21 protein-coding genes and 1 riboswitch are annotated in these 25,417 nt (G+C 40.3%); of the genes, 2 read left to right on the top strand and 19 right to left on the bottom strand.

Annotated features, from left to right (window positions below; all coding sequences use genetic code 11):
* Positions 1-30 precede the first annotated feature (30 nt).
* From ACZ5Q7_RS06720 to ACZ5Q7_RS06695, 6 genes are all read right to left on the bottom strand, one after another.
* Positions 31-1,068: an ABC transporter substrate-binding protein gene (locus ACZ5Q7_RS06720; RefSeq protein WP_464433173.1), complete on the bottom strand. Its 1,038-nt coding sequence runs from the start codon at positions 1,066-1,068 to the stop codon at positions 31-33.
* A complete protein-coding gene (locus ACZ5Q7_RS06715) occupies positions 1,065-1,817 on the bottom strand; it encodes an ABC transporter permease (protein WP_343750776.1) in 753 nt (250 codons plus the stop codon). The genes ACZ5Q7_RS06720 and ACZ5Q7_RS06715 overlap by 4 nt, the downstream gene beginning before the upstream one ends.
* Complete coding sequence (locus ACZ5Q7_RS06710) at positions 1,814-2,590, bottom strand: ABC transporter ATP-binding protein (RefSeq protein ID WP_343750777.1); 777 nt, start codon at positions 2,588-2,590, stop codon at positions 1,814-1,816. Before ACZ5Q7_RS06710 ends, ACZ5Q7_RS06715 begins: the two co-directional genes overlap by 4 nt.
* 43 nt (positions 2,591-2,633) lie before the next feature.
* A complete protein-coding gene (locus ACZ5Q7_RS06705) occupies positions 2,634-3,911 on the bottom strand; it encodes an acetylornithine deacetylase (RefSeq protein WP_343750778.1) in 1,278 nt (425 codons plus the stop codon).
* Between the two features lie 229 nt (positions 3,912-4,140).
* A riboswitch (TPP riboswitch) is annotated at positions 4,141-4,242 on the bottom strand.
* Between the two features lie 88 nt (positions 4,243-4,330).
* Positions 4,331-5,323, bottom strand: coding sequence for a sodium:calcium antiporter (locus ACZ5Q7_RS06700; protein ID WP_343750779.1), 993 nt, complete (start codon positions 5,321-5,323; stop codon positions 4,331-4,333).
* A 55-nt stretch (positions 5,324-5,378) separates the two neighbouring features.
* The gene (locus ACZ5Q7_RS06695) at positions 5,379-7,028 is read right to left on the bottom strand and encodes an Eco57I restriction-modification methylase domain-containing protein (protein WP_343750780.1); all 1,650 of its coding nucleotides are present in this window, start codon (positions 7,026-7,028) and stop codon (positions 5,379-5,381) included.
* Between the two features lie 414 nt (positions 7,029-7,442).
* Here ACZ5Q7_RS06695 and ACZ5Q7_RS06690 point away from each other — a divergent pair, with 414 nt between their 5' ends.
* Positions 7,443-8,294: a hypothetical protein gene (locus ACZ5Q7_RS06690; RefSeq protein WP_343750781.1), complete on the top strand. Its 852-nt coding sequence runs from the start codon at positions 7,443-7,445 to the stop codon at positions 8,292-8,294.
* Here the strand turns inward: ACZ5Q7_RS06690 and ACZ5Q7_RS06685 are convergent.
* The 13 genes from ACZ5Q7_RS06685 to ACZ5Q7_RS06625 form a co-directional block, all read right to left on the bottom strand.
* Positions 8,280-9,746, bottom strand: a complete 1,467-nt coding sequence (locus ACZ5Q7_RS06685) for a transposase (protein WP_464432927.1) — start codon at positions 9,744-9,746, stop codon at positions 8,280-8,282. The two genes, ACZ5Q7_RS06690 and ACZ5Q7_RS06685, sit on opposite strands and share 15 nt — an antisense overlap.
* A 735-nt stretch (positions 9,747-10,481) precedes the next feature.
* Complete coding sequence (locus ACZ5Q7_RS06680) at positions 10,482-11,114, bottom strand: ABC transporter permease (protein WP_343751589.1); 633 nt, start codon at positions 11,112-11,114, stop codon at positions 10,482-10,484.
* An 11-nt stretch (positions 11,115-11,125) separates the two neighbouring features.
* Positions 11,126-12,034: a glycine betaine ABC transporter substrate-binding protein gene (locus tag ACZ5Q7_RS06675; RefSeq protein ID WP_343751590.1), complete on the bottom strand. Its 909-nt coding sequence runs from the start codon at positions 12,032-12,034 to the stop codon at positions 11,126-11,128.
* Between the two features lie 18 nt (positions 12,035-12,052).
* A complete protein-coding gene (locus tag ACZ5Q7_RS06670) occupies positions 12,053-12,715 on the bottom strand; it encodes an ABC transporter permease (protein WP_343751591.1) in 663 nt (220 codons plus the stop codon).
* Positions 12,716-13,852 (bottom strand): ABC transporter ATP-binding protein, encoded by a 1,137-nt coding sequence (locus ACZ5Q7_RS06665; RefSeq protein WP_343751593.1) that lies wholly within the window; start codon positions 13,850-13,852, stop codon positions 12,716-12,718.
* Between the two features lie 506 nt (positions 13,853-14,358).
* Positions 14,359-16,065, bottom strand: coding sequence for a thiamine pyrophosphate-binding protein (locus ACZ5Q7_RS06660; protein ID WP_343751595.1), 1,707 nt, complete (start codon positions 16,063-16,065; stop codon positions 14,359-14,361).
* Positions 16,066-16,101: 36 nt separating this feature from the next.
* A complete protein-coding gene (locus ACZ5Q7_RS06655; RefSeq protein ID WP_343751596.1) occupies positions 16,102-17,271 on the bottom strand; it encodes a Glu/Leu/Phe/Val family dehydrogenase in 1,170 nt (389 codons plus the stop codon).
* 185 nt (positions 17,272-17,456) lie between these two features.
* A complete protein-coding gene (locus tag ACZ5Q7_RS06650) occupies positions 17,457-18,638 on the bottom strand; it encodes a M20 metallopeptidase family protein (protein WP_343751598.1) in 1,182 nt (393 codons plus the stop codon).
* Between the two features lie 402 nt (positions 18,639-19,040).
* Positions 19,041-19,676, bottom strand: coding sequence for an ABC transporter permease (locus ACZ5Q7_RS06645; RefSeq protein ID WP_343751600.1), 636 nt, complete (start codon positions 19,674-19,676; stop codon positions 19,041-19,043).
* Between the two features lie 12 nt (positions 19,677-19,688).
* Positions 19,689-20,576 (bottom strand): ABC transporter substrate-binding protein, encoded by an 888-nt coding sequence (locus ACZ5Q7_RS06640; protein ID WP_343751602.1) that lies wholly within the window; start codon positions 20,574-20,576, stop codon positions 19,689-19,691.
* A gap of 17 nt (positions 20,577-20,593) precedes the next feature.
* Positions 20,594-21,256 carry an ABC transporter permease gene (locus ACZ5Q7_RS06635; RefSeq protein ID WP_343751604.1) on the bottom strand — a complete coding sequence of 221 codons (663 nt, stop codon included), beginning with the start codon at positions 21,254-21,256 and terminating at the stop codon, positions 20,594-20,596.
* Complete coding sequence (locus tag ACZ5Q7_RS06630) at positions 21,257-22,393, bottom strand: ABC transporter ATP-binding protein (protein ID WP_343751606.1); 1,137 nt, start codon at positions 22,391-22,393, stop codon at positions 21,257-21,259. It lies immediately after the preceding gene.
* 821 nt (positions 22,394-23,214) lie between these two features.
* Positions 23,215-24,300: an amidohydrolase family protein gene (locus tag ACZ5Q7_RS06625; protein ID WP_343751607.1), complete on the bottom strand. Its 1,086-nt coding sequence runs from the start codon at positions 24,298-24,300 to the stop codon at positions 23,215-23,217.
* A gap of 306 nt (positions 24,301-24,606) precedes the next feature.
* Here ACZ5Q7_RS06625 and ACZ5Q7_RS06620 point away from each other — a divergent pair, with 306 nt between their 5' ends.
* Positions 24,607-25,401 carry a class II aldolase/adducin family protein gene (locus ACZ5Q7_RS06620; protein WP_343751609.1) on the top strand — a complete coding sequence of 265 codons (795 nt, stop codon included), beginning with the start codon at positions 24,607-24,609 and terminating at the stop codon, positions 25,399-25,401.
* Positions 25,402-25,417 lie beyond the last annotated feature (16 nt).

The following is a 25,417-nucleotide window of genomic DNA, read 5'->3' as shown; positions in this document are numbered from 1 at the left end:
TTGCTTTATGCAAACCGGCTTACCATTGCATTACTTGTTCATATTAACAATCATTTCATTGACGTTCGGTTTTGTTTCAATCAAACCAGCCTGATACATCCAATCCCTTACTTCTCTCCATGATTTTTTATCCTGTGAACCAAACTCCACTCCTTTTGCTTCCATTTTAGGCAATAGTACTTCAAGGCTTTCTTGTTCCACTTCTTTATCTAATGGAAAATTCGACTCATCTTGATTGTTCAGTAATATTTCCAGCGCTTGATCCGGATTGTCCTTCATAAACTGGTAGCCTTTTTCAGCACCTTTCCAAAAGGACTGGATAGCATCTTTCTCATCACTCCAGGTCTCATCGCCAGTTACTAAAACCAGCTCGTTGTAATCCGGTACACCATAATCTACTGGATTAAAATAACGCATATCATATCCTTTATTTTCTAATACAGGTACTTCATGATTAATGTAGGCACCGATTACCGCATCCGTCCTTTTGGAAACCACAGCAGGACTAAGCTCAAATCCAACATCCACCTTATTAACTTTACTATAGTCTCCACCATCATGCTCTACCATTGTTTTCAATAATGCCTCATTTAGTGGTATTCCCGGGTAGCCTACTTTCTTGCCTTCTAAATCTTTAGGAGACTGAATGGGACTGTCGTCCAGAAAAACAACATGATTTAAAGGAGAACGTACAATCGAGGCGACCGATTTAACAGGAACATTTTCATTGGCACGAGCGGTTATAACATCAGGCTGATAATATAAACCCAATGTTACCTTACCAGCGGCTGCCAGATTTAATGGATCTGTCGTGTTGGTCGGGAACTGAATATCAACCTTTATACCCTCTTCTTCAAAAAAACCTTTTTCTTTTGCTGCATAGATATAACTATGTACGGCATTTGGATACCAATCGAGCATAATACTGACTTCTTTTAGGTCATCTGCGTTCGATGATTCATTTGTCCCTTTTTCTTTATCTGTTTTCTGCGATGCATCAGTGCCTCCGCAAGCAGTCAGTAACAAAATAATCCATAAGCATAAAGTTATCCCTATATATTTTTTCATTGCTTTTCCCTCCATTTTAATATAATTTTTTCCAGACATATGACTAGTAAAAATAAGAAAATGCCGACTGCTGATAATAAAACGATTGGAGCAAATACAGCTGCACCATCAAATTGGGTCATCATTCGGCGGCTAAAATATCCCAACCCGGCTTGTGCACCTAACCATTCGCCTATTGCCGCACCAATCACGCTCATCGTTACAGCAACTTTTAACCCTGAAAAAAAAGATGGCAAGGCAGATGGCACATCCAATTTAAAGAAAATATCTTTTTTGGAAGCTCCCATTGTAAGCAGTAATTCTTTCAAATCTTTATTGGATGAACGTAGCCCATCAAATGTACTGACTGTAAGCGGAAAAAACGTGATTAAAATGGCAACAACGACTTTGCTCCAAATCGTATATCCAAACCAGAGAACAAAAATGGGAGCTAACGCAATAACCGGTATTGTCTGGGATGTAATAATCAGTGGATAGAACGTTTTTTCCGCTGTTTTACTCATATTCATCCATACGGCCAAAGTGACACCCATCACGATGGACACCACAAGGCCAATTAGGATGATTAACAAAGTCGATGGGAGGTGGTTCAACAGTAAAACCGTTTTCAACTCCCATAACTCTCCAGCTATTGCTGTGGGCGTTGGCAATATAAAACTTTTATTATATAAGCTCGCCCCTATTTCCCAAACAATCAGGAATACAAGCACCAGTAAGCTCGATAACAAATACGAATGAAGATTTTTCATATTTTCACCTTGGAACGAAGCAGTTCGATTAAATGTTCTTTCAGTGTTACAACATCCGTTTGGCTTAAATCACGCAGCGTCCTTGGGCGCTCTAAAGGTACTTTTACCTCTTGGATGACATTACTTGGCTTTTGTGTCAGTATAAAAATACGATCAGATAAAAATAACGCTTCTTCCACATCATGTGTAATAAATAGAATCGTTTTCTCCCATTTCTTCCACTGTTCAAGCAGCCATTCCTGCATGTTTATCCGGGTAATCGCATCCAAAGCACTGAATGGTTCATCCAATAACAAAAGATTGGATCCGCTCAAAATCGTTCGTAAAAAAGATACCCGCTGACGCATACCGCCTGATAGATTACCAGGAAAGGCATGCTCCACACCTTCAAGACCAAAATCAGCCAATAGTTTTAATACACGGCTTTGGGCTTCTTCCTTTTTTGTCCCTTTAATTTCTAATGGCAGTGCGGCATTTTCCATAATCGTTCTCCACGGCATTAATAAATCTTCCTGGGGCATATAACCTACTTGTCCTAATCGACTTTTTGCTATCTTTCCATCCAGTAAAATATCACCTTCATCCGGCTGTTCAAGCCCGGTAATTAACCGAAATATAGTACTCTTGCCAGATCCGCTGGTCCCAATAATACTGACAAGTTCACCATCATCCACATGAAAATGTATCTTGTCCAAAATGGAAACGGACTCTACACTTTTTTCTGATTGATAGCGAAATGTCACATCATTAAACGCTAATGCTTCTTTACTCATCTGCAATCCTCATCTCCCTTTAAATGACCATACTAGTTTTCATTCATTCTTTTTCTGTATGACACCACTCATATATAAACGTTAACAACGTTTTCGTGTATTCAACCAATTGCTCAATAGAAACTTGTTCATTGACTGCGTGAGCGTACCGAAGACTCCCCGGACCATAAATAGCAGCAGGAATACCTGCATCGCCAAACCAGCCCCCATCCGTTACAGATGGAGAAACATCGACGGTAGGCGCTTCATTCTGTACACGTTGATGCGACTGTATTAATGTCTGGACTGCATCATGGTCATAATCCACTTCCAACGATGGAAATATTTCGCCACGATCTTCAATCATGGATGACCCGCCCCATTCAAACACAGGTGGGTTTTCCCGAAGCCATGGATCTCCATTTGCAACGGCACGGATATGGTCCTCTATCTCTCTTGCCACTTGCTCGTGCGTTTCATTGGGATAAAAGTGAACAGTAATCCATAAATGGCATTCATCAGCTATAAAAGCCGCATGTCTTCCACCTTCAATAACAGCCGGATTGATCGTGTTGGTTCCAGCAGGATAGCCTGGATAACTTTTCATAACGGACCAATGTCTTTCCAGTTCTTGTAGCCCCTGAATAATTTTTGTCATTTTTTCTATTGCGCTGGCGCCAAACAGATTTCCACCGGCATGAATCATATCTTTACGCGTAGCATCATGGAACGTTTCCTTGCTCTTTACGGTAATCCAGCCTGTGATGACACCTCCCTGCCCCTGTATATGCAAATCACTTGTGTCAACAACAATCGCAAAGTCGGCTTTATAACCACGCTTGCAACATTGCAATGTCCCAGCTTCGCCAACTTCTTCACCGATGACGGATTGAAACGTTAAATCACCCGGCAATTCAATTCCGGAATCATGCAGCAACTGGATGGCAAATAAAGCACCAGCCATACCACCTTTCATGTCCGCTGCACCTCTGCCAATTATCTGGCCGTCTCGAACAAATGGCGTAAATGGATCGCTCACCCATGCCTCATCCTCATTCACTTCAGCAACATCGACATGCCCATTCACAATCAGGCTCCTATGGGAATCGGAATGCGTCCCTTTACGAACGCCAACAACATTCGGATCTCCTGGATAAACGTCCCACTTATCCGTACTCAACCCTTTTTCCTGTAAAAATGAATCAATAAATTGTTGCGCCTCCTCGGTATTTCTGGCAGGTGGTGCGGGCGTTTTAAATTGAATGAGTTCTTTCAATAAATCAACAAGCTCATCCTGTCGATAGTCAACTTGATTTACCAGATGATTCAGTAAATGATGCATGTACTATTCCTCCTTTAAAGTAAAGTCACTGGGTGGCACCTTACCAACTGAATGGTGTTGAACGAATCAAACATTGCGGGTTGTTTATCCCAAACCTTCACGTAAATGGTTTGCCCACGTTCACAGGTGAGGTATGACCATTCATTAATGCGTGATAAAATAAAGGAACCGCTTCTTCTAACAGAAGCGGTTCCTCGTATCATTCCATTAAGATACATGTTATGTGTCATGACAACGTGTTCCACTTCCCTTCGCTGGTATTAGCCAGTGCAGGTTCAAGGGTCAAGACAAACCAGTCTTTCTCAGCTTTTCAGCGCCCCTAGTGTTATCTCTATGCAGTTGTTTACTATCTCTTCATTAATGTCGCATAATTTTGAATATAAGTCAATAGTAATGACACCATTAACAACATTTATTTTTCAACTTGTAAATATCATGTATTGAACAAGAAAATAGCCGACGATAATGACCAGTGACGGAATACTGTAAACCAATATGGATGGCGACTGTTTCCGCATGAAAGACCAGATGACAACGAAAACAAGGAACATTCCGCCAATCGCGGACAACGCATGCGATCCACTTCCATCTGCCAACAATGATCCTTGTCTGTAAACCACATCCGATAAAGCAAGAATCAACATATTCAGCATATTACTGCCGAGAATAGCGCCGACCGCCAAATTCACATTTTTTAATCGTAACGCTGCTAAAACGGATACCCCTTCCGGTAAAGAGGTCGTCGCGGCTATGAGAAAACTGCCTACAAAACTCGACCCAAGCCCGGTAATAACTGCAATGTCATCACCTGTTATTGAAAGAAGGGTTCCTGTTCCTAAGATAATCAATGCCGAAACAGTAAAACCTGCAAAAGCATGTCCAACAGAGATGGATTCTCTATCTCCGTCAGTCTCTTCCACATCCGCTGTTTCCTCATGACTGAGAGAAGGCGCCGGCAGTTTTCTGATGATCGCCATCCCAACTATGTAAACAGCTGCAATCAGTAGTGAATCCAGGCCTATTCCAACGATGGCATAATCCATGCGTACCAATAGAGCCAGCGTTACCAACATCATTAGGACAAATCCTAACGACGCCGTATATTTGTGATTACTGCTGGCAAGATGAAATAATCGTCGTTTTCTATAATAAAAGTCCAACGCGCCGAGTATGAACACATTAAACAGATTGGAACCAAGCATATTTCCAATCGCTATATCAATATTATCAATCATTACCGCGGAAAAACTGGTCGTTACTTCCGGCAATGATGTCGCACCAGCCAGAAGAATCGTCCCGACAACCATGCCACCCATTGCCGTTTTTTCACTTATCACATCCGCATAGAGTGATAACTTTCTTGCTGTAAAAACCGTTAATACAGCCGCTGATACAAACCAAACAAATACCACTGTTACAACGCCTCCAAAGTACCCGAACCCCTGTTACCTGTCTACTATTTGTATATTATCGTTCAAGCCCATATTTTTGGATAAGAAATTCATCAATGACATCCTTTGACGTCATGCTTTTAAGATATTGCTTTTCTTCTTCTGAAAAATCAGGGATCGTGAAGTTCTCTAAATATTTTTTTTGATAACAATAGTAACCGCCACTGATCATATAACTGGTCAGTTGAATATAATAATCCATTATTTTCGAATTAAGAATTTTGGTTAATAAGGGGAGGTCCATTCCTTCCTTATTATTTTTAAGGCCATAAATAGCATAACCATTATGAAACAATGCAAAATCATTAAAGTAGGCGAAGTTTGGTTTTCCAGAGTTAGTGGGGAATATTATTTTTGGTACAAAACTATGGAGGGCTTGCGATCGTCCATACTCATACCATGCTTTTGTTGAAGGGTTTCCCCCGTTTCGTTTATTAAGTTCCCGTTTAATAGCCTTAAAGTACGCTAACGTATGGGGATACACGTCCGCCATTGTTTTCTCTGAAATCAACGAAGCTTTCCCATTCTTTATGTTATAAGGATAGATAATTTTATTAAATTCGTAAAAGTTTGTTGTTAAGTCAACTTTCTTGTCGCCCGAGCCTTTAATAATGGACATCGTAATTCCTTTTTCTATTTTGTGGAGTTTTCCGTTATATTCCTTGTAATAAAAAGGATCATTTTCATTTTTATTCATTGATTGGGTTATATCAATCATATAAAGCTTATCCTTTTGAGTGGCAATTCCTGTCGATATGTCCAACAAATAAGGTTGATTTTCTATTTTGGTCACATTATTATAATCCTTTGCAGAAAGTAAATGAATCGCTTCTGCGTCAAGACCACTATAAGGTACCTTTTCCCATTCGCGTGAATTCAAATATTGATGGATATCCATATTATTGAAACGTTCATCAATCGTTTTATAATACATATAATGTTTCGGAGCCTTATCAAAAAATACGATCGCTGAATATGTTTGTGCATTCTCAAACAATTGATTATCTTTAAAATCAATAACTTTCGTGATTACTTGATCATTGATGAGCAACTCCCTTAAAGGCTGTGCTGACTTCATTTTAAAAAGATGGTTGGGGATAATATAGCCCATTTTTCCATCCTCACGCAGAGATTGGCAACTTAACTCAATAAAGGCGTAAAACAAATTGAAACTTCCGGAATTGCACGTCTTAAAATGTTGTTTTAACATTGTTCGTTGGTCTTTATCCATATCTTGAATTCTGACATAAGGAGGATTCCCTATAATAAAATCAAACCCATTTTGAACCCTGTATGAATGAAATTTGGGCAGTACATTCGGTTGAGTACTGTCAGCATTTATAATATTAAACGCAATGACATCTTTATCCTCATTAAAGTATAATGAATACAGTGTTAAGAATAATTTTGTACAATACACATTCTCTTCCAGAATATCGGCTCCGTATAAATTATTTTCAATGATTTCTATTCGGGATAACGCTGGAAACCATTTTTTAAATTGCTTTAAAGCTGAAATGAGAAATTCACCAGCTCCACAGGAAAAATCACAAACCGTACTCGTTGGCGTTGCATCCTTAAAAAGTTCTTCATTGATATAATCGGAAACATACGTCGGCGTGAAAATAATGCCATTTGTTCGAGCAGCATCCTTATCAAAGAACATGTAAAACATGGACTCCAAGTTCTTAATATTCCATTGAACAGGAAGCATTTGGACGTATTCACGAATGAACCTGTTTTCCCGTTGCAACAATGCGCGTACAAGTTGATTGCTGACACTGGATTCATCAATTTCATTATATGTTAAATAAGCTCTGACCAGTTCGGATTGTATTTCCTTAAAATCATAGGTCATTCGCTGCAGATTCTTTTTAATCGCTAAAAAATGAACATCCTCGTCTTCAAAATTTTGGAGCATCTGCATCACCTTCCTATACGATACGGCAACCTAACAAGAATTATAACGTATCAACTACAATTGCAAAACAAGCGACTCTTGGTCTATAATAATATCCCTATTTTAAAGATAATACTTTCGTATGGCTAAAAAATAGTACTCATCATAAGGGGTGGTACCATGAACATTCATCAGGCAGCAAACTTAATCCAACAGGACATGGAGATGGCGATTACAAACTTAACAGTCAACGGCTCACGCCAAAATGGCAAAGGAGATACTTTTAATAATGGATTGGAAGCAAAAACTTCTCTTATCAGGAAAAGCACGTTAATCAATTACATACATGAATTCGTTAAACATGAAATGGTGGATAATAATATACGATCGGAAACGATTTTCCCACCTTTGGGACAAACGAAACCTGAATTAAAAGTTACTGGTATGTTTAAACAAAAAGATCAGGACATTTGTGCAAAACCCACAAATATTGGAGCTGAGAAAACTTTGGTAAATTGGGGACCAATGGTTCATTCCAATTTATATTGTGCAGACGGTCCAAACTTATCTGAGCAGATTCTTTCCGTCAACGTACGAAGCCAGTTAAGCAGCCTTGCCAAAAACACAGATACATTATTTGAACGAATGTTTGCTGAAGCGCTTAACTTACACATAACATATCCTAAAATGGTATTAGGGGAAATTTATATCATTCCTGTTTATGAATATGATGAAACTGCCATGAAACACAACAGAGTTGCATTTAAACAATCCCAGACCGACTTGGAAAAATACATTAATTTTTTCCACTTTTTGAGTGGAAGGGATGATATAGATGAGGACAAGCATAAGTACGAACGATGTGCATTGGTTATCATTGATTTTAGCCGACCCCATGCCAAGGTTTATAAAACCACTCAAGAATTAAAAGAAGATGGCCTCGTCAGACAAACATATGATACAGAACTCGCAGATATATCGACAGATAATTTTATCAGTGAGTTAATCGACATCCATTTAGAAGACTGGTGAAAAACTACAGTTTTGATCCATCAAAGATGCGAACAAGAACCTGAATTGTTCTTTAATTCTCTTAAAAACAAAAGAAATGAAGATATTACGGTGGTGTCTTTCATCCCATTTGGTTGTTTCAGCGCATGCTGAAACGCCGGTCCTGGGCCTTTTACCTTTGAACCGGCTTAACTTCTTAAGATTTTGAACGATGGCGGTACAGAGTGCTTGTTCCTGCATGCAGTCCAGCCCTCTGCTTTTGGCACGATCCAGCCCGTGCACTGTCTTGGCTTCGGCGAATCCATGTTCACACTGGACACGCTGGTTCTGAATAGCCTGGTATTTGCCGTCAATCTGAATGTGTTTTGCTTGATTTTTGGTCTCAACTTTGTCGACTTTTTCCTGACGCTTTCTTTGCTGCTCAGGCTTGTGGGTTTTCCTTTGCCAAGTCGGGATCTCTTCCAACTCGTGGTCCTGCAAAGAAACCAAAGGGATGATGCCCAGCGAAATGAGATAGGCCAAATACGCCGGTGTCCCATAAGCCTTGTCACCCGACAAGGTCTGAATATGGATTTGTGGATGCTGAAAACGAACAGCTGCCAGCTGTTGTTGGCTTATTTCTCTTTCTGCTGTACCGGAAGCAATGCTTGCATTGGTCTTTAAAATAACGCCTGACTCAACGTCTGCCAGGTTGTGCACAAGGTAACGCGGATAGGCCTCCTGTCCTTTGCTCTTTTTGTACAGACGGGCATCCGGGTCTGTCGTACTCCGGTGGGTTTGATTGGAAAACGTTTTGCCGTGAAAGTCTTCATGGCTGGCATTTTCCTGAAGCTGATCCGATTTATTATTTTCCTTTGATTTCGGAGGCCGAGGGTTTTGGTCATCATCGTCGCTGTTCGGATTACCTGATGGTCTTAAAGACGCTTCATCACGTTGCTTTTTAACTTCCAGGTAAGCTTCAATGGTTTGAACCGGGGCCAGCTCTATTTCTTCCAGACTATGAATGGACGCGTTTGCATGCACTTGTGTGCCATCCACACCGGCATGAACGTCTGGGCGAACGAGGCCGGAAGCAATGCACTGATTAACGACATGCATCATGATATCATCAAAAATACCATGGCGACGCCAAAGCGCTCTTGTTTTAACAAGTGTTGTTCGATCAGGAAGTGACGACTCAAAATCCAGGCCGCAAAACCACAGGTAGCCTGCATGCATGGGGAGCGTTTCAAACAGTTCCCGTTCCGAGTGATTAAATAGATACTCAAGTACAACCAGCCGCACGACCAATTCAGCATTCGTGGATGGTCGGCCTGTCTTTTCGGAATAGAGAGGTTTCACCTGATCGTGGACAGCTGAAAAGTCAATAACATCTTTCACCCTTCTCAGGATATGATGCCTGGGAACGAGATCCTCCATATCAATATATTGAAACATGTTGGGTTGAATGTGATTTTGCTTTGGCGAATGCATAAATGGATCATCCTTCTAGAGTGTTCTGTATGACTATATTCGACATAAAGCTAGGAAATTCCTAGAACAGGTTGACTTTTTCACCGGACTTCTAGAACGATTCAATAATACGTCTTTTTTGAATTAAATGCTATCCGGGGACGTCCGTTCAACCCGGGTCAAACTGAATGGCTCTATTGTGACCACAGGTACTGAATCATTTGACAGGGTTGATTATTATTTAATAATTGTTATGATAGTAGATGTGTATTAGCGGGAACGCAATCTCTTAAAGAGGATAAAATTTCCTCTTAAGTTATATGGGAGTAGGAATCCGTCATGGTGGCTCTCCCTATTGCCTTTACTTTGAAAACCCTGCAACAGATTAGTTGGTTGCAGGGTTTTCAATTAAATTTTTTCATTAAATAGGCTTGTTTTTCCTATTAACATTGTAGCAGTTATTACTACATCGAGTAGGAGACTTTCATTCCCTAGACATAACACATTCCCAACATACTCATAAAGCCGAACCTCCCCTAGTGTAGGAAAGGTTCGGCTTTTAGTTCCAAAAATAGTTCTATGGTAGAACGTCGTAATTTTTTAGTCACTGTAACCATTCTACTTTTTCAATCCAACAAAAAGAACCGTTTCTAATTTACCAGTTTCTAAAACTCAATATATTCAGACCGTTCTTCATACTTATTAGGCATACTGTTTCCATTGATTGACTCATCAGGCGTTTCTGCGTAAATAAAATCACCTGCTTAACTTTTCCTGCGCTCGTCCTAAAAAGTAATCAATGCCAATCGCAAGAACGGCTGCAATCATGGCCCCGCTATATATTTTCATCGGATCCCGTAAGTTAATACCGGAATATATGGTCCGTCCGAGGCCCTCCCCACCTATAAAGGGGGCCAAAGCTGCCACACCAATCGCAAGGACGGCTGCGACACGTACCCCCGATAGCAGAAAGGGCAGGGACAGTGGGAATTGTACTTTTAATAAGACTTGAAGACTATTCATGCCCACGCCTTTACCAGCCTGCATGACACTTGAATCCACTTCTTTCAACCCCACGTAGGTGTTGCGGATAATTGGCAACAAGGAATATAAAAACAACCCAATCACAACGGACTTAAACCCGATACCGAATATCAACATGAGCACAGCCAAAAGGGCCAGGCTCGGAAATACTTGAATAATATTGGCTGCAGCCAGAATAATGGTGGCCAGTTTGCTGTTCTTGGCACAGATAATCCCTAAAGGAATGCCCACGGCCAGCGCCCATAGCATCCCGACAACTACCATTAATATATGATCATATGTTAGAGACAGTAACTCAGCCCAGTTGTCCTGAAAGTATTGAAACAATGACACAATACCGTCCATTGGTCAGCCTCCTATTTCAACATGCCTTGATCTTTCAAATAGTTTAGAGCTACGTCCTTTGGATCCTTTCCATCCAGATCAACTTTCCCGTTTAGTTTCCCCATTTTGGCTTCATCCAGTTTTCCTAGCAACGGTTCGATGGCATCTGAAATTCCCGGATTGTTATCAAGCGCTTTTTGAGTGACCACAGGCGATGCGTCGTAAGGTGGAAAGAACTGTTTGTTATCCTCTAAAATGGTGAGATCGAACCCTTCAATACGGGCATCGGTAGAATAAGCAAGAGCAATATCGACATCTTTCTCCTTAACCGCATCGTACACAAGGCCGATTTCCATTGGGCGGGTCTTTCCAAACTCCAGATCATACGTATTCTTAAAGGCATCATAGCCATCGTTGTCCCGCTCCAACCAACTTGTATCGAAAGCAGCGGTCATATTATTTGCTTTGCCTTTTAAATCTGAAATGGTTTCCAGATCGTATTTTTCTGCCAGGCTGTCCCTTACAGCAAACGCGTACGTATTGGCGTATCCGACAGAATCAAACCATTTGAAGTTAAATTTATCGCCGCTGAAATCCTCCTTGGCCTGTTTCAATGTTGCTTCAGGATCTTTAGGATTTTCAATCGAGAAAAATGCGGATAACGCTGTACCGGTATACTGTGTTGACATTTGTATGTCACCGCTTTGCATGGCTTTAAGTGTGACAGGACTCGTCTCTAGATCTGTCTTGATATCCACAGACACATCGGTATTATCCTCAATTAATGCCTTATACATTTCCGCCAAAATCTTAGTTTCAGTGTACGTTTGCGTGCCAATGGTGATTGATCCGCCTGAGCCACTTCCGCTTGAACTGCATGCCGAAAGTGACAATGTCATTAATATTAACACAGAAAGAATAATGGATAATTGTTTTTTCATATTTGGTTAACCTCCAGTTTAATTTTGTTGTTGCGTCGAATGTGCGCTTTTGAAAAAGAACTTCTCCACTTTTCCGAGTGAAAAATCGGCGACAAGCGCAAGAAGCATTGCCAGGATGGCCGCTGCAAGAATTAACGGCTTATCATAAACGCCCAATCCGCTGACAATGAGTTCCCCTAAGCCACCTGCACCGATCAACGTGGCCAATGCGGCCCAATTAATGATATAGACCGTTGTCAGACGTATACCCGACATAATATAAGGTACCGCAAGTAGGAGTTCAATTTGAAACAAAAGTTGCGTGGTACTATATCCCATGCCTCTGGCTGATTCAATAATATGTGGGTCAATGGATGTGAACCCGGCATACGTATTGCGCAGAATAGGCATGAGCGAATACAGGAACAAAGCCACTATCGCAGGGACCAGCCCAATACCCAACAAGGGAAGCAACATTGCCAGCATAGCGAGGCTGGGTATCGTGTTAAACACATTGGTAATGGTGAATGTGATCGATCGGATCCATCCTATATCTGTTTTCGTTAAAAATATGCCGAGTGGTATGGCCACCAAGCATCCCAGCATGACTGATGCAAACGTGATCAGCATATGTTCACCAAGGGCAATGAGAAGATCATTGGCCCGGGCGGAAAAAATGGACAAGTAACCGTAATCATTCATTTATACCACTCCATTTCTGACAGAGGGGTAGGTATCCCCCATATAACCGACAATACTGCCTCTTGTAATAAGGCCGGCCAATGAATGTTGTTCAGTGATAACAGGCAAATAAGGGGCTTTAAGCTCATTCATCATACGAATGGCATTGGACAATAACATGTCCGCATGAATGGTATGGCGGAATGTATGCATAATATCCTGAACTTGCTGATCCTCATTATCAAACGCCTGTGTGACGTCATAAACGGTAATATAGCCTTCCAATGTATTATTTCCGTCAACGACAATCAAGGAATCCACGCGCTTGTTTTCCATCACTTTCATAGCTTCAGCAAGCCCCCGCCCCGGAGCAATGGTCACGGGTTTTTCATTCATAACCTCGCCAACGGTCGGTATATCCTGCACCTGTTGCAGTCGTTTTTGACCGATGAAGTCTTTAACAAAGTCATCAGCCGGATGTCTTAAAATCTCTTCCGGTGTTCCTTGTTGAACGATGACACCATCCTTCATTAACACAATTTGATCCGCAATTTTTAACGCTTCGTCCATATCGTGTGTAACAAAGACAATGGTCTTTTGAATATTTTTTTGTAAACGAATAAGTTCATCCTGTAGTTGTTCACGGCTGATGGGATCAAGGGCACTGAAAGGTTCATCCATCAGGATAATCGGGGGCTCAGCGGCAAGCGCACGGATAACACCGATTCGCTGTTGTTGACCGCCGCTCAATTCGGAAGGGTAACGTTGCCCGTATGTATCCGGGTCCAGTCCTACCATGTTTAATAACTCGTTCACCCGGGTTTTGATGCGATCGTCGTCCCACTTTAACAACCTCGGGACAACACCGATGTTTTTTTCAATCGTCATGTGGGGAAACAAACCAACATGCTGGATAACATAGCCAATCCCCCGTCGGAGTTCCACAGGATTCATATTGGTTATGTCTTTATCGTCAAAATAAATTTTTCCCTCGGACTGGTTAATCAAACGATTGAGCAATTTCATCGTCGTGGTTTTGCCGCAACCACTCGGCCCGATTAAAACCGTGATTTCACCAGTATTACAATGCAGATTAATATCTTTTAATGCTTCTGACCCATCATCAAATGTTTTATTAATTCCTTCGAGTTGAATCATTCACAACACACCTCATTTTGTCGAATTAGTCATCTCATCGTTCATGGGAGATCAAGAGAGACGAAATAAATCCATAATTGTCAATAAGATCGTCCATATCGTGTGATTGGTCCTCATCTATTAATTTGTGATTCCGACTTCTTAATAGATTTGATCCTCTGATCGTGGCATTTTGACCTTTTATGGAATTATTCTTATACAATCCCTCCCTTTTAACGAAAATTGCTATTTGTCGTGGGTTTTTGACTTTTCCGTTTTTATACTACATTAAAAATCATAACATGTCTAAAACTATTGTTGACAATATGACCAAATTATTGTTGACAATATGACATAGAATATTAATCCAGCCTTTACAAACAAAGACCCTTGTGCAGGGGGTGTTGCAGCATATTGTGTATGATCAATTACATTTTGATTCTATCGCAATCGTCCGCTCAGGTTGTAAGAATCAATGAGTTCTGTTTCACGTTTCCTCTATCCGGTATAAGCTAAAACTTGTCTTCTTATCCGTCATGCGACAACTTTTTCGGATGAAATGACTCAATGTATTCAGCCGATTCTTCATATGGGTGATTCATCGGACCCACAGCATCCATATCAACAACAATCATCGATGGCCTTCTCCGTTTAATCGCAGTTTCCAATGCAGATGTGAATTCGCCTGCAGATTGGACCTTCTCAGCTTCAAAACCCATTGATTGACTCATCATGACATAGTCCGGATTATTTAAATTGACAGCTGCCAATCTTCCATATGCAGCATTTTGCAGATAACGCAGAATGCCATATCCACCATCATCAAATAAAATAACAACCAAAGGAAGCTCTTCCTCGGCCGCTGTGGCCAATTCACCGACATTCACCATAAACCCGCCGTCACCTGCCATTAAGACGACTGTACGATCTTTATCATCGATTTGGGCCCCAATCGCCGTGGGTAAACCTTGTCCAATTCCGCCACCTGAAGCGGATATAGATGTTCTCGGCTGATAAATGTCAATTAACCGATTTCCCCACAGATAGGCCGGAATGGTGACATCACGAACGAGTATGGCATCATTGGGCATCAAACGACGCATCTCATCAGCAAATTGATCATAGGGCGCAACAGCTTCCCGCAATGCTGATCGCACCTGGTTCCGGACGGATTCTATCTCTTTCGCATAAGACTTAGCTGATGCCATTTCCTTCTCGGATAATTGATGAACAAGGTTTTGTAAAATAGACTTCGCATCACCGACAAGTCCATAACTTGTTTGATAGTTAAGATTGATTGCTTCTGGATCAGCATCAATCTGGATATGCTCCGCCGGAAATGGCAAGGTCCAGTCGTTGGTTTCTTCCCCACGAAAACGGGTGCCAATACTAATCAATAGATCCGACTCTTTTATTATTTTTTCAACCTGTGGCTCCGAAGTAAAACTACCGATACATAGTGGATGATTTTCGGGTATGGACCCTTTCCCTGACTCACTGGTTATTACAGCTGATTGCATTCGCTCGGCTAATTGTTTAACTTCCTCTGAGGCACCGGAATCGATCACTCCACCACCTGCCCAGATAATGGGGCGTTTGGCGGCGGAAATTTTTTGGATCATTTCTTCGGAAAAAAAGGCGGTACGTTCTTTAAATTCCTCCAACGTGTCTTCAGTTGGATTTATAACTTCACTATTTGTGGTAATTACCGTCTGTAAATCGGTTGGAACAAGTACTGTTATCGGACCCACAGGAGGTGTTTTTGAATTGCCGATCGCCTTACGAATGAAGGTAGACGTCTGTTCAGGCTCTTGCAGTAACAAAGCTTGTTTGCTGGCACCTTCCATCATGGCGAGTTGATCCTTGCATTCATGAATATACCTTTTGCCTTTTCCAATATAATCCGAAGCCACTTCACCAGTGATATGAAGCAATGGCGTACCCTTGTTCCATGATTCGGTCAGTGCACCGGCAGCATTACCGGCTCCAGCCCCAGTACTTGTTATTACCACACCCAATTTCCCTGTTGCTCTCGCATAACCATCGGCCATATTGACCGCGCCACTTTCTCCGCGTGCTGCCACCATATGGATATCACTATTCTTTGCAATTGCGTCATAAATCGGCATGTTATGTATGCTCACAATGCCAAAAACGATCTCAACATTTGCCTTTACGAGTTCCTGTACAACGGAATCGGCGGCAGTAAATTCTACTTTTTCTGATGTTTTCATGCGTTATAAGCCTCCTCATTGTGCAATATATTTAATTTATGTTAAATATTCATAGGGTTTAGAGAATTCCAGTAAATCACTAATTTCCGGTTTAAAAATTTCATGAGCAACATCTTTTTGATATCTGTTTTGTCTTTTAGCTTCTGTAAAAAGATGATGCGTATTTTTCCTGCATAGCTTTTCAATATCATCAACCACCGCTTTTGGATTTGAATCTATCAGCCCAAAAATAACTGCCTCACTAAATCTCGTTGCCCCTATGTTTACAATATAATCATTGACAACATCAATTCCTCTTTTTTGGATGATTTCGTCCCCTTCAGTGGAAATCGGAATATTTGCAGCTTCCACAATCAGACTGGCTTTGACAATATTTGCATTAGATTGATTAATAACATCCTCTAAAGCGCATGGGATTAGAATATCGCAGTCCACATCGAGCCATTCTGTGTTTGACATTACAGTATAATGCGGTTCAAAATAATGCTGATTCATTTCTCCATGCTCATTTTTATGATTGAAAAGCTTCCGGACATCCAATCCTTCGTCACACGTTACCAATAAGTTTGCATCCGAAATCCCCACGACTTGATAACCCAATTCATACAATTTTAATGCACAACTTGCGCCGACAGAACCGAATCCTTGAATGACAACTTTAGCTTCATCTTTCCCATTTTTAAACTTCCAAGCTTCATCAGCTGAAAATGCAACACCATATCCGGTAACCACATCATTTAAAGGTATACCATCAACTCTTGTTTCTAATAGATCATCAAACTGTTTAATCCCTTTAAGGACGCTTAAATCATTTTTCATTGATGGGGTTAGAGGGATATCAATGCCGAACTCATTAAATATATTTAGTATATCTTCATAGTTAGTCCCTAAATCAGCTCCTAAAGATACGCCGGTGTCAATATAAGGCATCATGGCAATTAGAAACCTTCTTAATACATCATATGCATCTGGTGCCTTGTAATCATAAGCAATACCTGCTTTACATCCTCCAGTCGTATCACTTTCACAAGCCACATACTTGTAAGCCATTGTTTCAGCCAGTCTTATAACTTCTTCCTTAGTCACAGATGGATGCATTCTCGTACCGCCACCTGTGTAACCCTTCACAAAATTATGAACAACTAACCAACCTTTTGCATCTGTTTCAGTATCATTCCACTCTATGACTACATGTGGTTTTGACATTATAAAACCTTCTTTCTAAAGTAAATTTTTAAAAACTCATTCTATTCAAAGTAACGACATGATGTTTAATTTCTCAAAAACTCCAAACTTAAAATTTGCATTTTACTAGGAAAGATCTTCGGTTATTTTTTCATGAATAAGCTCTTTATTTTATTTTTGGTTGTCATTCTTGAAGAAGAAAATGTTCAGTTTTGATTCTCCCAGTATGCAAATACTGCAGCTAATAACGTCTTAGCACCACTTAATAATACGGTTTCATCAATATCAAATTTCGGATGGTGATGAGGATAGATAAGGTCTTTTTCTTCATTAGCTGAGCCTATTCTAAAATATGAACCAGGAATATGTTGCAGAAAGTAAGCAAAATCTTCAGATCCCATTTCTGGGTTCATTTCAATAATATTTTCTTCATCAATAGTTTCCTTAGCTGCATGAACCAATATTTGATTCATTGAGTAATCGTTTTTAGTAACTGGGTAACCAAATTGGTAATCAAAGTTATAATCTGCTCCAAATGTTTTTGCTGTGTGTTCGGTGATTTCTTCTATCCATTCAGGGATTTCTTTTCTAATATGTTCATCGGCTGTTCTGACTGTACCTTCCAACGTAGCCTTTTCCGGAATGATATTCGTACTTGTTCCGGCGTGAAATGAACCAACTGTAAGCACAGCAGGTATTATTGGATCAATTTTCCTATTTACAATTTGTTGTAAGTTATTAACTAACTGAGAGCCAGTTGATATTACATCGATAGAATTATGTGGTGATCCAGCATGCCCACCAAAGCCTTTGATTTCTATCGTAAAGTCATCCGAAGCTGCCATTATAGAATCATTGCTATGCAACATTTTACCAATAGGTACATCATTTGCAACATGAGTTGCAAAAATAGCATCAACATCAGTTAATGCGCCGTCTTCAATCATCAGTATCGCTCCACCTGTTCCCATTTCTTCTGCATGTTGATGGATGAATACTACATTTCCTTCTAATTCTTCTTGCATACTAGCAAGTGCATTAGAAATACCTAAAGCTATTGCCGTATGTGCATCGTGTCCGCAAGCGTGCATTACACCTTGGTTTTTTGACTTATATGAAACGTTATTCTCTTCTTCAATTGGCAAAGCGTCGAAATCTGCTCGAATGGCTACGGTCTTTCCAGGTTTGCCCCCCCTTAGAGTTGCTACCACACCATTGCCTCCAACGTTTGTCTGTACTTCTAAACCTAGTTTCTTTTGATACTCTGCAATAGTTTGTGCTGTTTTCTCTTCTTGAAATGATAACTCCGGATACATATGAAAATGCCTTCTTAGTTCGACCATCTCATTGAAAAGTTCTTCAAGTTTATTAAATGCCTTTTTTTTCATTCTATATCACCCTTTACTATATTAATTAGTTATTTACCCTAATGACATTCACTCAAAACCGGGACTGTTAAAGCACCGGCGCATTCATCCTATCTATTTTCCCCAGACATCATTTCTTTGCTTTATGAGACCATGCATTAAAAGGCAAAGGGAAACTCACAAACATGAGTACCAAAGAAAAAATCGATAAAGTCTAGACCAAAAATCAAGCAAAGCAAATCCATATTGAGGCAATTAACAGAACACACGATCCAGCCCATACACTTTCAAAAGTATCTCAGTAATTTGCCTTTATAATAAACTTCCGTGTAGAGTCACTTTGATAAATTTAATTTATTACTTAGAGTCACATCGTTTCATTGATCTGGTTGTTATACAAAGCTTTATCATAATAAATTCCTACTACTTATATTCTACTCGTTCTTGGACCTTCCCTAAAATAAGATCGATAAAGATTGCTAGCAATGCAGCAAGAATCCCACCACTATACATTTTCACTGGCTGATGTGTGTTAATGCCAGAAAGAATGTCTTCACCAAGGCCTCCTCCACCGATGAAAGGAGCAATGGTTGCAAGACTAATTGCAACAATTGTTGCAACACGTACACCTGCTAGCAAAAATGGCACTGATAACGGGAGTTGTACTTTTAAAAGAAGTTGAAAGGGTGTCATTCCAACCCCTATACCAGCTTGGGATATAGTCTCATCTACTTCTTTTAATCCAATATACGTATTTCGAATAATCGGTAGTAATGAATAAAGAAGCAATGCGACAATCACCGTTTTAAAACCAAGACCTAAAAACACCATCAAAATCGCTAAAAGTGCAAGGGCCGGAAATACTTGAATGATATTGGCCAAAGCTAAAATAGGAGCAGCAAATTTTTCGTTTTTAGCACTAAGAATACCTAGCGGAACCCCTATAAGCAGTGACAGTCCCAATCCGATAATTACCATCAAAATATGAACAAATGTTAAAGTAATAAGATGAAACCAATTTTCACTGATGTAGCCGAAAAATTGCAATATGATATCCATATTAAAATCCTCCTAGTTTAACATATCTTGTTTCTTGAGGAAGTCCACAGCTACATCATGTGGGTCTTCACCCTCAACATCTACTTGGTGGTTTAGTTTCCTTATCGTATCAAGGTCGAGTTTTCCAATTAATGAGCTGAACACTTCTTTAATCTCCGGGTGATTATCTAAAGTTTCCTGTCTAACGAAAGGAACTGCATCATATGGTGGAAAGAAGTTTTTGTTATCATTTAATGTCGTAAGGTTATAAGAATCAATACGAGCGTCCGTTGAATAAACCAGACCAGCGTCTGCTTCGTTGTTTTTTAAAGCCTTATATTGAAGATTATTCACCTGTTTTGTTTCACCGAATTTAAAACCATATAACTTAGTAAAAGCTTTATAACCATCCTCTTTACGTCCCATCCAGCTTGTATCTGACACGAACGTTAAATCTCCAGCTATATCTTTTAAATCGGAAATGGCATTAATATTATTTTTTTCAGAAAATTCTTGCGTTACACCTATGGCATAAGTATTTGCAAAGCCAAGCGGATCTAGCACTTTAATATTATATTCATCTGCAAAATCATTTTTAGTTTGTTTCAATGTAGCATCACGATCTTTTGGGTATTTCATTGAAAAAAAACTTGTTAGTGCAGTTCCAGTATAGGAAGTAGCTATGTCTACTTCGTCGTTCATCATTGCCTTTAATATAACGGTATCAGTAGACATGTCAGTCTTCACATTTACTGACAGATCAGTATTTGCCTCGATTAATTCCTTGTACATAAAGCCAATAGTTTTGGTTTCTGAATAAGTTTGAGCACCAACAGTGATCGTGTTTTCTCCAGAACACGCAGAAAGTAAAAGAGTTGAGGAAAATAACAACAATAGTACTGTACTTACGGTTTTTTTCATTTTAAAACCCTCCACATTTAAACATTTTGTTTTTCAGGTTGTCCTTTTCTTGAAAACAGTTTCTCCACCGTTCCAAGAAGAAAATCGGTGATTAAAACAAGAATCATCGAAAAAACGGAAGCAGCAATGATGAGAGGTTGATCATTCAGTCCCATACCAGTGACAATTAGTTGACCTAAGCCACCGCCGCCGATCAGTCCAGCTAACACCGCCCAACTAACAATATAAACGGTTGTTAAACGGATACCCGACATGATATAAGGTACCGCCAATGGAATTTCAATTTGTAATAATCTTTGCAACGGGCTGTATCCCATCCCTTCTGCTGATTGAATAATTTCTGAATCAATAGATTCAAAACCAGCATATGTGTTTTTCATAATTGGCATCAAAGAATACAGAAACAATGCCACAATAGCAGGTTTCATTCCAATACCAAACAAAGGAAGTAGCATGGCAAGTAATGCTAAAGTCGGGATCGTCTGAAAAACATTAGTGATATTAAGTATTGTAGATTTTATCCATCGAATTGAAGTCCAAGATAGAAAAATACCTATCGGAATGGCAATTATACAACCAAGGAGTATTGCAATACCCGATATAATAACATGTTCGTAAAGTGTTTCTAGTAGATCTGGCAGGCGTTTATAAAAGACTGAAAAATAATTGTAATCATACACTTATACCACACCTTCCTTAATCGATGAATACGCTGTACCTATATGGCCTACAATACTACCACGTGTCAGCACGCCAACTAAGGAACTTTCGTCTTTCACAACAGGTAAGTACGGAGTCTGAAGCTCATTCATCATACGAATGGCGTTTGACAATAACAGGTCCGTATGAATGGTATGGCGGAATGTGTGCATGATATCGTGAACCCGCTGATCCTCATTATCAAACGCCTGTGTGACGTCATAAACGGTAATATAGCCTTCCAATGTATTATTTCCGTCAACGACAATCAAGGAATCCACGCGTTTGTTTTCCATCACTTTCATAGCTTCAGCAAGCCCCCGCCCCGGAGCAATGGTCACGGGTTTTTCATTCATAACCTCGCCAACGGTCGGTATATCCTGCACCTGTTGCAGTCGTTTTTGACCGATGAAGTCTTTAACAAAGTCATCAGCCGGATGTCTTAGAATCTCTTCCGGTGTTCCTTGTTGAACGATGACACCATCCTTCATTAGCACAATTTGATCCGCAATTTTTAACGCTTCGTCCATATCGTGCGTAACGAAGACAATGGTCTTTTGAATATTTTTTTGTAAACGAATAAGTTCATCCTGCAGTTGTTCACGGCTGATGGGGTCAAGGGCACTGAAAGGTTCATCCATCAGGATAATCGGGGGTTCAGCGGCAAGCGCACGGATAACACCGATTCGCTGTTGTTGACCGCCGCTCAATTCGGAAGGGTAACGTTGCCCGTATGTATCCGGGTCCAGTCCTACCATGTTTAATAGTTCATTCACCCGGGTTTTGATGCGATCGTCGTCCCACTTTAACAGCCTCGGGACAACACCGATGTTTTTTTCAATCGTCATATGGGGAAACAGACCAACATGCTGGATAACATAGCCAATCCCCCGCCGGAGTTCCACAGGATTCATATTGGTTATGTCTTTATCGTCAAAATAAATTTTTCCTTCGGACTGGTTAATCAAACGATTGAGCAATTTCATTGTCGTGGTTTTGCCGCAGCCACTCGGCCCGATTAAAACCGTGATTTCACCAGTATTACAATGCAAATTAATATCTTTTAATGCTTCTGACCCATCATCAAATGTTTTATTAATTCCTTCAAGTTGAATCATTCACAGCACACCTCATTTTGTCGAATTAGTCGTCTCATCGTTCATGGGAGATCAAGAGAGACGAAATAAATCCATAATTGTCAATAAGATCGTCCATATCGTGTGATTGGTTCTCATCTATTAATTTGTGATTCCGCCTTCCTAATAGATTTGATCCTCTGATCGTGGCATTTTGACCTTTTATGGAATTATTCTTATACAATCCCTCCTTCTTTCAACAAAAACTGCTTGTTTGTTATAGGTTTTTGATTTTTTGATTTTTAAGTCATGTTAAAAATCATAACATGTCTAAGTTTATTGTCAACAATGTGTTTGATTTATTGTTGACAATATGGCATAAATATTAATCTAGTCTTTATAAAAAACTTTATTGTTCAGGGGGCTGAGGCAAGGAAAAGCGAAACAGAACTCATGGTCCAACTTCTCTGTTGTTCTCGTGTAACCATCTTCCTTTAATCCAATATTTCTTGATTTTTTAAATAGGTCAAAGCTACTTTCTTTGGATCCTTCCCATCAATTTCAACATCTTTCTCTTTAACAGTATCATAAACGAGTCCTATCCCCATTTGGTTTGCTTTTCGAATTCAAGATTGTACGTATCTTTAAAGGCATTATCTAAAATTTCTCTGTATGACATAGAATAAAAAATTCAGAGGAAATGGGCATTGCGTCTAAGCCCATTTCCTTTATTGCAATATTTTCGTCAATAGTCACATTCCTAAAATTGAATAAGGGAGTAATTCTGTGTTTAAGACAACGGTTGTTTCGTCTTTAAACCCTGGCCAATTTGATTGGAAACGTTTCTTTCACACATCACAGTTTCATTGATTGACCATTCCCGCCGCTTGTGGCAATTTTGGATACGCGGCCCTGGCGTTTTCCCGGAAGATTTTTCTTTCAAGGTCATCGCCTAGTGCAGGGAGCGCTTGGAATGGTGAATCGTAATCCCAATGAGGATAGTCAGTGGAAAAGCAAACCATGTCCTCTGATCCCATTAATTCAATAAATTGCATAAATTCCTTTTGGCTTAATTCATCAACCGGCTGGGTTGTAAACCGTACATGTTCTTGAATAATACGGCTCGGTAGTCTTTTAACCCACGGTACCTCATGGCGAAGCGCTTTGTATTGTTGATCCATTTTCTTCATTAAAGCCGGTGCATAAGTGAAGCCAGCCTCAATCATCACCAATTTAAGATTTGGGTATTTTTCAAAGACGCCATTAAAAACCATGCTATTAATCTGAACCATGTGCGTATTAGGCATAACAGAGTGCCACTCGACAAAATAACGAGGAAACTGGCCATAATAGGATGGCGGCTCGTTATGGTGCATCCCAATCGTAAGGTCGTGGCGCTCCGCCGCTTCAAATATAGGATGATAGTATGGATCTCCCCATGGCCTGTCATCAATTGGCAATAGCACTTGCACCATTTTAGGATGAGGACCTACGCGTTCAATTTCACGGACGGCCGCTTGTGGATCTTGAGCAGCGACATGGACAGATCCATATATTCGCTCATCTTTATCCAACCAATTCTCAATTTGCCAATCATTATAAGCTGTCGCCAATGCAACCGCCATTTCATACCAACCGTGCATGGAAGAAGGAGATGGGTCCAATGCTCCGGTTAAAATCCCGGCTTCGTGACCGATGTCATCAAGAAGCTGCTCTTGCATAAAGGATAAGCTATTCCCTGCTGGACCACCACTTGGAGGCTTAGCGTCGGCACGGTCCAAACCATCCGCACCTAAAATAGGGTAAGGCAGATGTTTCTCCTGAACCCAATCGCTGTCGGTAATATATCTTTTCCATGGATTATCCAAATAGGGAAGAAGATCTTTGTATGTTGCTCTTTCATGAATATCTGTATCAATAATCTGTTTTTTATTCTGTGATCCTGCCACTGTTAATCACTCCTTTTAATAATAGAAGAGTCTTCAAAACATTTTACATATGTCTCTCGATGACGACGGCATGTTTACGTTCTATGTAATGATATACGTCGCGAGCCAATCCCTCCTTCAACCTGATAATATTGTTTAATTTTCATAAGTTTATAGTTACGCTACTTTTCAAACTTCATTAAAAAGCATAACATGTCTAATTTCATTGTCAACAATATGACCAAATAATTGTTGACAATCGGACATTACATGTTAGACTAACAGTTACAAATAAAAATTCATTATAAAAAGGAGGTATGGATCTAAATGAATCAAGCTTCAAAAGAGTATGTGAGTGGCAAACATGTTCAAAATTATCTTCAACCGCCATCCTTTAATGGAATAGATGAAGAACGAGAACACGGCAAGCAGCGTGTAGCTGCCGCTTTTCGTTTGTTTGCCCGCTTTGGCTTCTCAGAAGGAGCAGCCGGCCACATTACATATCGGGATCCCGAATTTACTGACCATTTATGGGTGAATCCCTATGGCCTTCACTTCGGGAAAATGCGGGCTTCGGATCTTGTTCTTGTCAATCATAATGGTGAAGTCGTCGAAGGAAACTACGGTGTTCATCAATCGGCTTTCGCTATTCATTCGGCGGTCCATCAGGCTCGTCCCGATGTGATAGCTTCGGCACATGCTCATCCTATACATGGTAAGACATGGTCAGCAGCCGGACGATTGCTTGATCCGTTGACACAGGATTCCTGTGCCTTTTTCAATGATCATTCAGTTTTGAATGAATTCTCCGGTGTTGTATATGATGAGAGCGAAGGAGAAAAGGTTGCTAAAGCCTTGGGAGACAATAAGGCGGTTCTTTTAAAGAGCCATGGCCCACTAACCGTTGGACAATCGGTTGATTCCGCGGCCTTTTGGTTCATTACAATGGAACGTTCCTGTCAGTCTCAATTATTAGCCGAATCAGCTGGCATTGTCGATCCAATTGACGACAAGAACGCTGCTTTAACAGCCGAACAAGTTGGACGGGAAAAGGATGGCTGGGAAAATTTCCAACCATTGTGGGAACGCATTACTGAAGAACAACCTGATTTATTAACCTAGTAACAAATCGATTGAG

It is taken from the genome of Lentibacillus halophilus (assembly GCF_055395055.1).
The sequence above is the reverse complement of the archived record's forward strand: the minus strand, read 5'-3'. Positions and strand labels throughout refer to the sequence as shown.

Coding starts and splice junctions, on each gene's coding strand:
- ACZ5Q7_RS06720 (WP_464433173.1), bottom strand. CDS start 1,068: ATGAAAAAATATATAGGGATAACTTTATGCTTATGGATTATTTTGTTA.
- ACZ5Q7_RS06715 (WP_343750776.1), bottom strand. CDS start 1,817: ATGAAAAATCTTCATTCGTATTTGTTATCGAGCTTACTGGTGCTTGTA.
- ACZ5Q7_RS06710 (WP_343750777.1), bottom strand. CDS start 2,590: ATGAGTAAAGAAGCATTAGCGTTTAATGATGTGACATTTCGCTATCAA.
- ACZ5Q7_RS06705 (WP_343750778.1), bottom strand. CDS start 3,911: ATGCATCATTTACTGAATCATCTGGTAAATCAAGTTGACTATCGACAG.
- ACZ5Q7_RS06695 (WP_343750780.1), bottom strand. CDS start 7,028: ATGTTCTTTGATAAGGATGCTGCTCGAACAAATGGCATTATTTTCACG.
- ACZ5Q7_RS06690 (WP_343750781.1), top strand. CDS start 7,443: ATGAACATTCATCAGGCAGCAAACTTAATCCAACAGGACATGGAGATG.
- ACZ5Q7_RS06685 (WP_464432927.1), bottom strand. CDS start 9,746: ATGCATTCGCCAAAGCAAAATCACATTCAACCCAACATGTTTCAATAT.
- ACZ5Q7_RS06680 (WP_343751589.1), bottom strand. CDS start 11,114: ATGGACGGTATTGTGTCATTGTTTCAATACTTTCAGGACAACTGGGCT.
- ACZ5Q7_RS06675 (WP_343751590.1), bottom strand. CDS start 12,034: ATGAAAAAACAATTATCCATTATTCTTTCTGTGTTAATATTAATGACA.
- ACZ5Q7_RS06670 (WP_343751591.1), bottom strand. CDS start 12,715: ATGAATGATTACGGTTACTTGTCCATTTTTTCCGCCCGGGCCAATGAT.
- ACZ5Q7_RS06665 (WP_343751593.1), bottom strand. CDS start 13,852: ATGATTCAACTCGAAGGAATTAATAAAACATTTGATGATGGGTCAGAA.
- ACZ5Q7_RS06660 (WP_343751595.1), bottom strand. CDS start 16,065: ATGAAAACATCAGAAAAAGTAGAATTTACTGCCGCCGATTCCGTTGTA.
- ACZ5Q7_RS06655 (WP_343751596.1), bottom strand. CDS start 17,271: ATGTCAAAACCACATGTAGTCATAGAGTGGAATGATACTGAAACAGAT.
- ACZ5Q7_RS06650 (WP_343751598.1), bottom strand. CDS start 18,638: ATGAAAAAAAAGGCATTTAATAAACTTGAAGAACTTTTCAATGAGATG.
- ACZ5Q7_RS06645 (WP_343751600.1), bottom strand. CDS start 19,676: ATGGATATCATATTGCAATTTTTCGGCTACATCAGTGAAAATTGGTTT.
- ACZ5Q7_RS06640 (WP_343751602.1), bottom strand. CDS start 20,576: ATGAAAAAAACCGTAAGTACAGTACTATTGTTGTTATTTTCCTCAACT.
- ACZ5Q7_RS06630 (WP_343751606.1), bottom strand. CDS start 22,393: ATGATTCAACTTGAAGGAATTAATAAAACATTTGATGATGGGTCAGAA.
- ACZ5Q7_RS06620 (WP_343751609.1), top strand. CDS start 24,607: ATGAATCAAGCTTCAAAAGAGTATGTGAGTGGCAAACATGTTCAAAAT.